This is a genomic window from Streptomyces sp. PSU-S4-23, from assembly GCF_055632315.1.
Genome location: NZ_JBVMUU010000002.1, coordinates 2,177,006 through 2,190,375 on the forward strand (window position 1 = coordinate 2,177,006; position 13,370 = coordinate 2,190,375).

Below are 13,370 nucleotides of genomic sequence, written 5' to 3' on the forward strand. Positions count from 1 at the left end.
GTCTCACCTGCCCCCGATCGCCTGGGCGGCGGCGTGCAGCAAGTCGGTCAGCGGTCCCGTGGCGACGCCGAGGGCGGCGCAGGCCAGGAGCCCCAGGGCGAGCGGCCACACGGCCGACGCCTCGGAGGCGGTGGGCTGTGCGGGTGCGGGGCCCAGAAGCATCCGGGCGGTGCGGGCGGCGAGCGCGGCGAAGGCGACGAGCACCAGCAGCAGGGCCGCCGCCGTGACCCAGCCCAGGCCGGTGCCCGCGGCGAACCCCGCCCGGGCGATGGCCAGTTCGGAGGCGAAGAGGCTGAACGGCGGGAAGGCCATCAGCGCCACGACCGCGAGCCCGAACACTCCTGCCGACGCGGGTGCCCGGGCGAGCAGCCCGCGGACCTGCTCGATGCGGGTGGTGCCGGTCAGGTGCAGGATGCGGCCGGAGGCGCAGAAGGCGGCCGACTTGGCGAGGCCGTGTCCGGCGATGTGCAGCAGCGCGGCGGCCAGGGCGAGCGGGCTGCCGACCGCGGCGGCCAGCGCGATCAGGCTCATGTGCTCCATGCTGGAGTAGGCCAGCATCCGCTTGTAGTCGCGCTGGGCCAGCAGCAGCGCGGCCGCGAGGGCGAGGGTGAGCAGTGCGATCCCGGCCAGCAGGACCCGGGTGAAGTCCGGGCCGAGGGCGGCGTCCGCGATCACCCGGTAGCGCAGGACCGCGGCGAACGCCACGGACAGCAGCACTCCGGACATCAGCGCGGACACGGGGGCGGGAGCCTGGCTGTGGGCGTCCGGCAGCCAGGCATGCAGCGGGATCAGGCCCGCCTTGGCGCCGAACCCGAGGACGACCAGGGTGATGCCGAGGCGGGTGACCGCCGGGTCGAGGCGGTCGGCGTGGGAGACGAGGGTGGGCCAGTCCAGCGCCCATGCCTCGGCGACGCCGGCCTGCCGGGCCGCGTAGTAGACGAGGACGGTGCCGAGGAAGGCGAGCGCGATGCCGGCCGAGCAGATCACCACGTATTTCCAGGCGGCTTCGACGGAGGTGCGGGTGCGGCGGTGCCCGACGAGGAAGGCGGTGACGATGGTGGTGGCCTCCACGGCGACCCACAGCACACCGAGGTTGGCGGTCACCACCGCCAGGCTCATCGCGGCCAGGAACGCCTGCACGAGGGCGTGGTAGCGCCACGGGGCGTGGTCGCCTGTGTGGTGGCCGGTCCGGTCGCCCTCCCGGCCGGCGGACCGTTCACCCGCCAGATACGCCGGTGCGGAACCGCAGGCGACCGTGGCGACGGCGCCTACCACGAGCAGCATCCAGACGGTGAGCGCGTCGGCGCGTAGCAGTCCGGCGTACGCCGTCCGGGGGCCGTCGTCCACGACGGTCGCGGCGAGCAGAGCCGCGGACCCGAGGATGACGGCGGGCGAGAGAAGCCCGGCCCAGTCCGCGGCGCGGCGCCGCGGGGCCGGTCCGGGCGGGGGTGCCTCCGCCACCGGAAGGGGGGCCTTCGCCGGGACGGGGGCCTTCGCCGGGCGCCGGGCCGCCGCGGGCGCCGGCCGGCGTAGGGGCGCCCCGGCCAGCGTGTATGCGGCTGCGGCGGCGAGGGGGACGGCGGCGGGTGCGGTCAGCAGCAGGGTGGAGGCGGTGCCTCCTTGCGATAGGTAGGGCATCAGTCGTGCAGCTCCCGCAGGTCGTCGATGTCGGTGGTGCCGAATGCCTCCCGCATTCGGGTGGTGAGGATCTGCAGAACCAGCACGGCCAGCAGCACGTCGAAGGAGACGCCGAGTTCGACGATCAGCGGCACCCCGGAGGCGGCCAGGAAGGCGGTGGCGGTGATGCCGTTGTCCAGCAGCAGGAAGCCGACCACCTGGGCCAGGGCCCGTCTGCGGGTGACCAGGACGAAGAAGCCGATCAGGACCACGGCGAGGCCGACCGGCAGCGCGCGGGTGGCCGGCGTCGGGTCCAGCTCGGTCAGGGGCAGGCTGACCACGTAGGCCAGCAGGGTCAGCAGCGAGGCGGTCAGCAGGGAGGCGGCGACGTTCACCAGCGGCTGGGTCTCCCGCGCCTCCGCCCCGCCGGTGCCATACCACTGCCGGTCCGCCGTGAGTGCGGTCAGGGCCCGGCGCATGAGATACGGCAGGACGCCGGCTCTGAGCAGCCCGATGCCGATGCCCACGGCGATCAGGTCCCACCGTCCCTCGTGCGCGCCGAGGAGGACCGCGATGGCGGCCAGGGCGATGCCCTGCAGGGCGAAGACCCGTACGATCGCGGCGAGTTCGCGCCGCCACAGTACGATCACGGCGGCCAGCAGGAAGGCGCCGCAGGCCACGTCCAGGAACTGCGTGTACAGGCCGCTGTTCATGGCGCTCCGTTCAGGAAGTAGGAGGCGGCCACCGCGAGCAGCGCCAGCAGGAAGGATCCGGCGAGGAGTTCGGGTACCCGAAACAGCCGCACCTTGGCCCAGAACACCTCGGCCGCGGCGAGTACCGCGCCCAGCGCGGCGGCCTTCACCGCGAACAGCACCAGGGCCACGGCCAGGGCGGCCCAGGAGGTGCTGGTGGCGATCCCCCACGGGAGGAACAGCGAGGAGAGCAGTCCCAGCAGCAGGGTCAGGCGCATCTGGGCGCCGAGTTCGACCAGTGCCAGGTCGGGGCCGGCGTACTCCAGGACCATCGCCTCGTGGATCATCGTCAGTTCGAGGTGGGTCGAGGGGTTGTCGACGGGGATCCGCCCGGTCTCCGCGAGCACCGCCACCGCGAGCGCGGCGGTGGCGAGCAGGCTCACGGGGGAGGCGAGGCGGGCGGGGTCGTGGGCGGCACCGAAGACGATGGCCGGGATGTTGGTCGTCCCGGCGGGGATCGACAGGGCGAACACCGACAGCAGGATGGTGGGCTCCACCAGGGCCGCCACCGTCATCTCCCGGGAGGCGCCCATCCCACCGAACGCCGTGCCGGTGTCCAGACCGGCCAGGGCCAGGGCCAGGGTGCCCAGCGCGATGAGGGCCACCACCACGATGAGGTCCGCATGGCCGCCGACCGGAGTGTCGGTGGCCAGCAGCGGCACCAGGGCCGCGGCCACCACGGTGGTGGCGACCAGCACCGCGGGGGCGGTGCGGAAGGCGGGCCCGGTCCCGATCGGGGTGATGGGTTCCTTGCGCAGCAGCTTGCGCAGATCCCGCCACGGCTGCAGCACACCGGCCCCGGCCCGGCCCTCCAGGCGGGCCCGCACCTGCCGCATCCACCCGGTCAGCAACGGTGCCCCGGCCCCCACCACGAGGACCTGGCCGGCGACGGCGGCATATCCGACAGTACTCATCCGTCCGCTTCACCAGCCCAACGCGAGGATCGACAGTACGACGACCAGGCCGACGAAGCCGTAGCCGAGGTAGAGGTGCACGCTGCCGCCCGCCAGCCGCCGTGCCGCCCGGCCGGCCCCGGCCAGCAGGCGCAGCACCGGCTCGTACAGCCGGTGCTCGATCCGGTCGGGCACCCGGCGCTGGAAACGGACCCGTTCCACCAGGTACGCCGACTCCCGCACGGGTGTGACGTCCAGGTCCTGCTCCGGTGCAAGCACATCATCGAAGACCCGCTGCAGCGGCTCGGCGAACGAGGTCGCCGTGTAGGCCATGCGGGCCGTCGGCGCCCCGCCCCCGCAGTCCCACAGCGGCGCGCGCATACGACGCCGGCGCCGCCGCAGCAGCCGGGGCAGGCCCGCAGCCAGGGCAAGCGCGGCGGTCAGCGCGGCGACCACCCACAGCGGAGACAACGACGCGGACACCTCGGCGAGCCGCAGCGCCGGCCCGCCACCCACCAGACCATCGCCGCCCGGCAACCCGGCCGCGGCCACCGCACGCTCCAGGCCACCGCCCAGCACGCCCGGCACCAACGCCAGGCCCACACACAAAACGCCGAGCAGCCCCATCCCGGCAAGCATCAGGGGCGGCGCCTCCCGCCCCGAGGCGGCCCGCTCCCCGCGGGGCCGGGCAAAGAACCCGACACCGAACGCCTTGACGAACACCGCCGCGGCGATACCCGCAGACAACGCGATCAGCGCCACCGCCAGCGGCAGCACGACCCCCACCGCGACACCCGGCACCCTCAGCCCATGGATGAGGGACTGCAACAGCAGCCACTCGCTGATGAACCCGTTGCCCGGCGGCAGCGCCACCGCGCCCAGAGCACCGAGCGCGAACAGCCCGGCCGTGTACGGCATCCGCGAGCGCAGCCCGCCCAGCAGATCCAGATCCCGCAGACCGGTGGCACGCAGCACCGACCCGGCCGCACTGAACAAAAGGGCCTTGAACGCCGCATGGTTGACCACATGCAGCAGCGCCGCCGTCAACGCCAGCGCCCCAAGCGCCCGGTCACCGGAGGCCGCAAACAGCCCGGCGGCCGCCACACCGATGAGCACCAGGCCCATGTTCTCACTGGTCGAATAGGCCAGCAGCCGCTTGAGGTCCGAGGCCATCGCCGCCTGCAGGATGCCGTACACGGCACTGACCCCACCGACGGCCATCAGCCCCAGCCACCACCACGCCGGCCCGCCGCCGAGCAAATCGAGGCCGGTACGCACAAGACCGTAGACGCCCAGATTGACCATAGCCGCACTCATCAACGCCGAGACCGGACTGGGCGCTTCGGGGTGCGCCCTGGGCAGCCAGGCATGCAACGGCACCGCACCCGCCTTCGAGGTGAAGGCCAGCGCCACCAGCACGAACACCAGCCCGCGCACCATCGGCGACAAGGTGGGGGAGGCCGCCCGCAGCACATCGAAGCTCTCCCCGCCCGCCCGCGCAGCGAACAGGGCGAACCCGGCCAGCAGGAGCACCAGACCGAGATGGGTCATCACCGCGTACCAGACACCGGCCTGCCGCACCGGACCCCGCTCCCGGTGCTCGGCCAGCACCAGCAGCAGCGAGGCGAGCGCCATCAACTCCCACAGCACAAGGAACGTGGACACCGACGCCGCCACCGGCACCAGCACCAGGGTGAGGGCGAACAGGGGCAGCACCGCCTGCGCCGTGCGAGAGCCGAGCCCGTGCGACCCATGCCCGGCGGCATACCCGATGCCATACACCGCGACCGCAGCCACCACGACCCCCGCCACCGCCATGAACAGCCCCGCCAGGGCATCCACCGCCAGATGCGTCCCGGCCAGGGGCAACACCCCGGGAACGAAGGCCGTCCAACGGCCGCCGCCCAGCGCGGCCACACCCGCCGCGGCACCGCCGACACCGACACCCGCCGTCAGCACTCCGACGACCGGCACACGCGGCCGGCACGGCAGCACGAACCCGGCCACCGCACCCACGCCACCCAGCCCGACAGCCACCGCGAGAGCGACCGAGACGACGCTCATCTACCGGTCACCCTCCTGAGCGCCGCCACGATCGCCTCCGGCTCCGGCGGACACCCAGGCACCTGGAGGTCCACAGGCACGACATCCGGAACGGCACCCTCGACGCCGTACCCGCCCGCGAACTCCCCACAGCCGATCGCGCAGTCCCCCACCGCCACCACAAGCCGCGGCTCGGGCATCGCCGCAACCGTACGCCGCAGCGGCCCAGCCATGTTCCGCGTCACCGGCCCGGTCACCAAAGCCACATCGGCATGCCGGGGCGAGGCCACCAACCGCGCCCCGAACCGCTCGGCGTCGTACACCGGATTGAAGGCCGCCGCGATCTCGATCTCGCAGCCGTTGCAGGACCCCGCATCCACGCACCGCACCTGCACCGAGCCGCCGAACTCCCGTGCCGCCTCCGGGACCTCGCCGACCGGGCGCGGTGGAGCCGGCTCGGCCACCCGCCCGGTGGCGCGGATCTTACGCAACAGGCCCATGAACCCCTCCCGACGCGGTGAGGACCGGTCCGCGGAGTGTCCAACGGGACACACCTCAACCGGATACGCGGCTTTTACCGTGTTTTGCCTGGCTGGCGGATCGTTGACCGTCGCACAGCACGGCCCCGCCGGCCGGATCTACCGGATCTAAGCGCATCGCATCCACCCACCCGTCACGACACCCACAGGAGTGACGACCTGACTAATTGCGAAGATTAGCAACTCATCAGGTCGCGTGGGGGTGTATCCCGCAGGTCGGGTGCCGCCCCGGGGGCGGGTCCATGGGAGGCCCCGCCGCGGAGCGGCGGAGCCAGGGGGTCAGGCGACGTCTCGCGGGCCCGTCGGCCGGGCCCGGATCACGCGGGCTGCAGCTTCACACGGAAGTGACGCAGGATCGGGGACTGGTCCACGATCCTGAAGCCGCCGACCGACTCCGCCTTCTTGGCGATGCTCTCCAGCGTCCTGCCGACGTGGTCGTAGTGGCTGCGTGTGTAGACCCTGCGCGGCAGCGCGAGCCTGACCAGTTCGTACGGTGCGCTCTTGACCGGGTTGCCGTCCTCGTCCTCCTCACCGAGGTAGAGGGAGCCGAGTTCGGCCGAGCGGATGCCGCCCTCCAGGTAGAGCTGGCAGGACAGGGCGTGCCCCGGGTAGTGGTGGGCCGGGATGTGCGGGAACAGGCGCCCGGCGTTGAGGTACAGCGCGTGCAGGCCGGGGGGCTCGAGGATGTCGACGCCGGCCACGCGCACCCGCTGGGCGAGGTGGGCCGCGATGTCGGCACGCTCCGCGAGATAGGACGGTTCGGTCACCTCCAGCAGGCCCTGGGCCATCATGTCGAGGTCGCGTCCGGCGAGGCCCCCGTAGGTCGCGAAGCCCTCGGTGGCGATGAGGAGACGTTCGCACTTCTCGGCGAGTTCGGGGTCCTTCAGCCCGATGAATCCGCCGATGTGGACGATGCCGTCCTTCTTGGCGCTCATCATGCAGCCGTCGGCCAGCCGGAATGCCTCCTCCGCGACCTGCCGGGGGGTGCGGTCCTGGTAGCCCGCCTCATGACGGGTCACCAGCCAGGCGTTCTCCGCGAACCGGGCCGCGTCCAGGATCAGGGGGACACCGTGCCGCCGGCAGAGGTCGGCGGCCTGCCGCAGGTTCTCCATGGAGACCGGCTGACCACCGCCGCCGTTGTTGGTGATGGTCATGACCACCGCGGCGACCTTGGGGCCGTCGGCTCCGCCGAGTTCCCGCCGCAGCGCCTCCAGGTCGATGTTCCCCTTGAACGGCTCCTCGCTGTCGAGGTTCCGGGCCTCGGGGCAGGGCAGGTCGCGGGCCTGGCAGCCCGCCAGCTCCACATTGGCGCGGGTGGTGTCGAAGTGCGTGTTGGACAGGACGATGCTGCCGGGTTCGAGCAGGGACGAGAACAGGATGCGTTCCGCGGCCCGGCCCTGGTGTGCCGGCAGGATGTGGGGATAGCCGGTCAGCTCGGCCACCGTCTCGCGGAACCGGTAGAAGGAGCGGGAGCCCGCGTAGGACTCGTCGCCCTCCATGCCCGCGGCGAGTTGGGCAGCCGAGATCGCACCCGTGCCCGAGTCGCTCAGCAGGTCGATGGTCACCTCGTCGGCACGCAGGTCGAAGACGTTGTAGTGGACGCGCTTCAGCGCCTCCTCGCGCTGCTCGCGCGTGGTGATCGGAATGGGCTCGACTACCTTGATCCGGTACGGCTCCACGGTGATCTCTGCTCCTGTCTCTGTCTGCTGCTGCGACTGCTGCGACTGCCGCACGGTCCCGGAAGCCGGGGCCCGCCGGTGCGCGGGCGGCACCGTCCGCGGGGATGCGGGGCCGGCCGGCGGCCGGACCCCGTACGCCTCCGAGGAGACGTAGGCGGTCACCCGGGGCGGTCTGCCCCGCTCGTGGACGAGCGCCAGGTAGGCGATGAGCCCGGTCCCGTCCTCCGGTCTGCGCGCGGTGACGGCGGCCAGCGCCCGGGTGAGCGGCGTGGGGTCCATGCCGTGCCGGCCGAGCACGGCCACCGCCCGGGCGTGGGCCTCCCCGTCGTCGCGGACGTAGTCCCGGACCGGGATGTGGAGGGTGAAACCGCTCGGCAGACCGGTCGTGGTCTCCGTGAAGGAGTGGCAGGTGAGGGCGGGCCGCCTGACCAGCCGCAGGTCCTGCCCCGTCCCGGGCCCGGACGGCGCCCGCCCGTGGACCCCCGCCGCCGTGCGGAAGAAGTCCGCCACGGTCTCGGGCTCCGGCCCGGAGTCCATGCGGGACAGACCCCCGGCCTCCGAGGCCGCCAGATCGTCGTGTCTGAGGTAGACCTTCACCCGGGGCGCTTCCCAGTCGCCCAGGTCGAGGGCGAAGAACGGGTAGCCGTCGGCCGGGGGCAGCGCGGCGAACGCCTCCCGGTGGCCGAGCCGTTCCAGCGCCTCCCGTACCGTCGCGGCGGCGCGTTCCGGCCCCGACGCCGCGGGGTTCAGATACGCCTTCAGCCGGGGAACACCGCCGGGACGCAGCTCCAGTGCGCACCACACCGCCAGCGGGCCCTGCGGGGAGAGCGGGAAGAACAGGTCTTCCAGCAGGTCGAGCCGGTCGGAGGCGAAGCCCCAGCGCCGTGTCATGGTCCGCAGCGCGCGTAAGCCGATGCGCCCGCTCTCCGCCAGGCTGCCGGCACCGCACCCCGGTTCCAGCAGCACCCGCAGCGACGGCGCCCTGCCGGGCAGGAAGGCGAGGGAGAACTCCACCGGCGTATGGTCGTCGGACAGGAAGCTCAGGGACGGCGGAGGCTGGTCGAGCGGGCGCCCGGCCATGGCGCCCAACGACTCGTCCAGCACGCTCGCGTATGTGTCCGCGTCGCGGCGGTCGAGCCCCGCGACGGCGCACAACCTCCGCAATTGTCCAGTTGTGAACATGCCAAGCGTAGGGGGATCCGCGGCGGGGGCCAGACCGCCGGACCGGACGGGGATCACCGGGCGCCCCGGCACCAGCCGGGGTGCACACGGGACGGCAGGGGTGGAAGGGATGTCCGGGGACGGGCACCCGCCTGGAAGAAGGCGAAAAGATACCCGCCCTCGCAGACGGGTATCTCGGTGTCCGGATCAGAAGGTAGCGGACCTATGGGGATGATGTGTTCCCGGGAGACTGAAGCGGCGGAGCGCTGATCGGGAGCGGCGGCGGTGGATAGGTGGTCCACCACACCTCCTTCGGCTCGATTTCAACACGCGTACCGCGCAGCTCACTACCCCACCGATTCAACTTTCATGCTGTATGGGAGAGTTGGCCTGGTGTTGCGTGCATCACCCCTTCCACCAGGTCAGGAACGAACTCCACAGTCCACGTTCCGGTTTGCGCGCCCCGCCGTCGCCCTTGGCGTCCTGGGCGGCCGTCTGCGCACCCGCCGCCGACTCGGGCCGGCGCACGGTCCGCATCGGGGTGAAGCGTGCGGGCAGCGTGGCGAGCGCCCGGTTGAAGGGGCCGGGGCGCCAGGTCAGGCTGTCCTCCGGCACCGCGAGTTCGACGTCGGGGAGCTGGTTGAGCAGGTTCTCGATGGCTGAGACCGTGATGAGCCGGGCCGGCTCCTTGGACGGGCAGGCGTGCGGGCCCGCGCTCCACGCCAGGTGGGCGCGGTTGCTGCCGGCCTTACGCGTCGCCGTGAGCGTCGGCCCGGTGTTGGCGGCGGCGAAGCTGACCAGCATCAGATCGCCCGCCCGCACCTTCTGCCCGCCGAACTCCATGTCGGAGGCCGGGTAGTGCGGGGCGTAGTTCGCCATGGGCGGGTTCTCCCACAGCGTGTCGTCGATGGCCTCGTCGATCAGGCCGCCGTTGGCGTACCGGTCGTTGATGAGCAGCCGGTGCAGGGTGTTGCCGATCAGGTTGCGCAGCGGTTCCGCGCCCGCGCCCAGCAGGAGCACCAGCTGGTGGGCCATCTCCTCGTCTTCCAGCTTCGCCTGATGCTGCATCAGCCAGGAGGTGACGTCGTCGCCCGGCCTGCTCCGTTTGATCTGCACCAGCTCGCTCACGGCCTGGAACAGCACCGCGTTGGCCTTCTCGGCGTTGATGCCGTCGAAGATGCCGGAAATGCCGAACATGACCCGGTCACCGATGTCCGCCGGGCAGCCGAAGAGTTCGTTGAACACGAACAGTGGGAGCTGCTTGGCGTAGTCGTTGAGCAGGTCGGCCGAACCGCGGGTGCCGAACTGGGCGATGAGGTAGTCGGAGATCCGCTGGGTGCTCTGGCTGAGCCGGCGGGAGTCCACCCTGGCGAAGCTGTCGGTGACCGCCTGGCGCAGCCGCAGATGCTCGGCACCGTCGCTGAACATGCAGTTGGGGCGGTACACCAGCAGGGGGAGCACCGGGCTGTCCGGGCTGACCCTGCCCTCGTTGAAGTCCCGCCAGCGCCGCGCGTCCTTCCGGAAGGCCCCGGAGTCCTGCAGCATCTGCAGTGCCGTCGCGTAGTCGGTGACGAGGGTGGCCTCCACCCCGGGCGCGAGTTCCACGGGCGCGATCGGCCCGTGCTGGCGCATGTACTCGTAGTACGACTGCGGATGGGCGGCGAACTCCGGCCCGTACAGGGGCACGCTGAGGCCACTGCCGTGGGCGGGGCACCCGGGTGGGGGCGCGGGATCGGTGGAATGGGCGCTCATGTCTGCTCCTGAAGTGCACGGTCCTGCAAATAGCGGACGAGTGTGATCAGTGCTTGGGCCGACGATTTCTCGTCCCGTGCGTCGCATGTGACGACGGGCGTGTCATCGAGCAGGTCCAGCGCTTCGCGCAGCGCCCTTTCCTCGCGCAGCGGCGAACCGTCGAAGCGGTTGACGGCGATCGCGTAGTCGAGCCCGTACTGCTCGATCAGGTCGATCACGGCGAAGGAGTCCGCCAGCCGCTCGGGGTCGACCAGCACCAGTGCCCCGAGGGCACCACGGGCCATGGCCTCCCACATCTGCAGGAAGCGCTGCTGGCCGGGCGTGCCGAACAGATAGAGGACGACCCGCTCGCTGAGCGTCAGCCGTCCGAAGTCCATGGCCACGGTGGTGGTGGTCTTGCCGGCGACTCCCTTGAGGTCGTCGACCGTCTCCCCCGCCCGGGTCATCCTCTCCTCGGTGGACAGCGGAGGGATCTCGGAAATGGACCCGATGAAGGTGGTCTTGCCCACCGCGAAGTGCCCGACGACCAGGATCTTCACGGGAGTCTGGGTGTCGCCGCCGCGGACGTAGGCGTGCTCAGCCAAACTTGGCTCGGAGACCATTCAGCACCTCCTCAAGGATCCGCACGTCGGTGACGTGGGCGCGCGCGGCGGGCGGGCGTATGACGATGTATCCGCCTTCGGCGAGGGCGGCGAGCAGGATCTTCACCACCCCCAGCGGTAACCGCGTGTGCCCGGCGATCTCGGCGACCGAGAGGTAACCGCCGGTGCACATCGTCAGCAGCCTCTGCTCCTCCGGGGACAGCCGGTTGGGCCGCTGCTGGTGGTCCGTCACCGCCGTGATCAGGGTGATGAGCGAGAACTGCTCGTCATCGGGGAGGCTGCGCCCCTTGGTGATGACGTACGGGCGCACCAACTCCGCGGCTTCCGGCTCCGGTCGGCTGGCGTCGGTCATGGCCGTGAACCGGCGTTCTCGCGCGGCGGCGTCGTCAGCTCCTTGCCCAGCTGGCCGACGAGCTGCTGCATCCGGAAGGTGATGTCCCCCATGTCCACGTTGAGGGCCGCCGAGACCGCCAGATAGGCGCCCTCTCCCGCGGAGATCAGAAAGACCCATCCCTCGTCGAACTCGACCAGCGTCTGCCGCCACCGCTGATCGGATCCCTCGCAGAAGAACCCGATCGACCGGCTCAGCGACTGCACACCGCTCATCGCGGCGGCGATGGTGTCCCCCATGTCCTTGTCGACCCCCTTCGAACGGGCCATCAGCAGCCCGTCGGCGGAGACCAGGACGGCATGCAGGGCCCCGGGGATCTCCAGGGCACTGTCAAGCATCCACGCCAGATCGTTCTTCACGAGACCTCATGTCCTTCGCTGCTTGCATCGCGTGTGTTGCCCGTCTCATCCGGCGTGTCCGAATGCGAGGACCGGCCGATCACCGTGCCCCGCTGGAAGGCGGCCATGATCGCTGCCGTGTCTTCGTCGGAGCGCCTCGGGGCACGCGAGCTCTTCGATGACTGCGAGGGTGCCGAACCGGTGGACACGAGGGCCATCGGCCGCTTGCGGCGCCGCTTCGGCAGGCCGTCGGCGGTCGTGGATGCGGTCGGCGAGGAGTGGGGTCCGCTGAGGCCGGGCGAGTTGGCGGCCCCGGCGGCCGGGACGGTCTCCTTCGGGTCGGGCATGCTGGTGAGGAGTTCGTCGGGCAGCAGGAGGACCGCACGCACGCCCCCGTAGGGGGAGGTGGAGTCCACGGACACGGTGAAACCGAAGCGCTCGCAGAGCACACCGATCACCGCGAAGCCGAACTGCGGCGGGTTGCCGAGCTGTGAGACGCCCGAGACCCGCTCGCTCGACAGCAGCCTCGACGCCCTGGCCCGCTCTTCCTCGTTCATACCGACACCGGCGTCGTCGACGACGATGCAGATGCCCTTGGGCACGGCACGGACGTTGATCTCGACGATGGTGTCGGGACTGGCGTAGCTGGTCGCGTTGTCGAGGAGTTCCGCGAGAGCCAGGGCCACCGGTTCGACGGCCCGGCTGGTGATGCCGAAGTCGACCTGCGAGAGGATCTCCACCCGCTGGAAGTGACGGATCCTGCCCTGCGCGCTGCGCACGACGTCGTAGACCGACGCGACCTCACGGTGCCGGCCCAGCCAGCCGTCGCAGAGCACGGCGATGGACTGGGCGCGCCGACCGAACTGGGAGTTCATGTGGTCGATGTCCAGCAGATCCTGAAGAATGACCGACTCGCCATATTTGGTCTGCAGCCTCGAAATGATCAACTGCTGCTCGGCGGCAAGTCCCTGAATCGTCCGCATCGCGGACTTGAGGGCGGTTTTGGTTTCCTCTTCAGCGTGCTCCTGGGCCTTTTTGACGGATTCCGAGTAATGGTTCTCGAGTTCGTCGTAGTGGGTTCTGAGCCCATCGATCTCCTGCCGTAAATTCCGTGCCGCCCTGCGCTGGCGAACAGCAAAGGCAGCTGCGACAAGGACTACGACGAGGAGAGCCCAGAATGCCGGGTCCTGCAAGTAGTGCGTCATATGACTCTCTTCAGACGACTGAAGGTCAGCTGCTGAAATCCCGTCAACGCGGATGGGCCTGGGCCTACAGGTCGCCCGCGCCATGTTTCAGCCGGGCCGTCCTCTTGGTCTCAGATGTCGTTGTGCGTCCATCCGCCCGCTCGACAAGTGCGGTGATCGTATCACCGCCGGGACCGCCAACCGGAAGCCACTCCCCCGCAACTGACAGCGCATCAGCGTGCCTTCACCAAGCACCTGGGATACGGGCGGGAGGCACACCTTCGCCGACCGTCCGGGCACCCACGGCGAGCGGGAGACGCCTCGGCCGGCGATACGTTTTTCCGGCCCGGGACGTGCCCCCGGACCGGCGCGCGCAGCCGCGCGCGCCGGATCGCGCGGCGCACGAACCACGCCCGGCC

At 71.1% G+C, this 13,370-nt stretch carries 11 protein-coding genes; all 11 read right to left on the minus strand.

The window, feature by feature from the left end:
- Positions 1-3: 3 nt before the first annotated feature.
- The 11 genes from ACZ79I_RS10730 to ACZ79I_RS10780 all read right to left on the minus strand — a co-directional run bounded on the left by ACZ79I_RS10730 (position 4) and on the right by ACZ79I_RS10780 (position 12,972).
- Entirely contained in the window at positions 4-1,638 is a 1,635-nt protein-coding gene (locus ACZ79I_RS10730; RefSeq protein ID WP_471496416.1) for a proton-conducting transporter transmembrane domain-containing protein, read from the minus strand.
- Entirely contained in the window at positions 1,638-2,330 is a 693-nt protein-coding gene (locus ACZ79I_RS10735) for a hypothetical protein (RefSeq protein ID WP_471495684.1), read from the minus strand. The genes ACZ79I_RS10730 and ACZ79I_RS10735 overlap by 1 nt, the downstream gene beginning before the upstream one ends.
- Positions 2,327-3,283 carry a respiratory chain complex I subunit 1 family protein gene (locus tag ACZ79I_RS10740; RefSeq protein WP_471495683.1) on the minus strand — a complete coding sequence of 319 codons (957 nt, stop codon included), beginning with the start codon at positions 3,281-3,283 and terminating at the stop codon, positions 2,327-2,329. Before ACZ79I_RS10740 ends, ACZ79I_RS10735 begins: the two co-directional genes overlap by 4 nt.
- 9 nt (positions 3,284-3,292) lie before the next feature.
- Positions 3,293-5,326: a proton-conducting transporter transmembrane domain-containing protein gene (locus tag ACZ79I_RS10745; RefSeq protein WP_471496418.1), complete on the minus strand. Its 2,034-nt coding sequence runs from the start codon at positions 5,324-5,326 to the stop codon at positions 3,293-3,295.
- Entirely contained in the window at positions 5,323-5,805 is a 483-nt protein-coding gene (locus ACZ79I_RS10750) for an NADH-quinone oxidoreductase subunit B family protein (protein ID WP_471496420.1), read from the minus strand. The genes ACZ79I_RS10745 and ACZ79I_RS10750 overlap by 4 nt, the downstream gene beginning before the upstream one ends.
- A gap of 356 nt (positions 5,806-6,161) precedes the next feature.
- Positions 6,162-8,705, minus strand: coding sequence for a tryptophanase (locus ACZ79I_RS10755; protein ID WP_471496422.1), 2,544 nt, complete (start codon positions 8,703-8,705; stop codon positions 6,162-6,164).
- Between the two features lie 384 nt (positions 8,706-9,089).
- Positions 9,090-10,436 (minus strand): cytochrome P450, encoded by a 1,347-nt coding sequence (locus ACZ79I_RS10760; RefSeq protein WP_471496424.1) that lies wholly within the window; start codon positions 10,434-10,436, stop codon positions 9,090-9,092.
- On the minus strand, positions 10,433-11,038 hold the full coding sequence (locus tag ACZ79I_RS10765) for a GTP-binding protein (protein WP_381083454.1): 606 nt from the start codon (positions 11,036-11,038) through the stop codon (positions 10,433-10,435). Before ACZ79I_RS10765 ends, ACZ79I_RS10760 begins: the two co-directional genes overlap by 4 nt.
- Positions 11,013-11,390 (minus strand): DUF742 domain-containing protein, encoded by a 378-nt coding sequence (locus tag ACZ79I_RS10770; protein WP_471496426.1) that lies wholly within the window; start codon positions 11,388-11,390, stop codon positions 11,013-11,015. Before ACZ79I_RS10770 ends, ACZ79I_RS10765 begins: the two co-directional genes overlap by 26 nt.
- Positions 11,387-11,788, minus strand: coding sequence for a roadblock/LC7 domain-containing protein (locus ACZ79I_RS10775; protein WP_471496428.1), 402 nt, complete (start codon positions 11,786-11,788; stop codon positions 11,387-11,389). Before ACZ79I_RS10775 ends, ACZ79I_RS10770 begins: the two co-directional genes overlap by 4 nt.
- Positions 11,785-12,972 carry an ATP-binding protein gene (locus ACZ79I_RS10780; RefSeq protein WP_471496430.1) on the minus strand — a complete coding sequence of 396 codons (1,188 nt, stop codon included), beginning with the start codon at positions 12,970-12,972 and terminating at the stop codon, positions 11,785-11,787. The genes ACZ79I_RS10775 and ACZ79I_RS10780 overlap by 4 nt, the downstream gene beginning before the upstream one ends.
- Between the last annotated feature and the right edge of the window lie 398 nt (positions 12,973-13,370).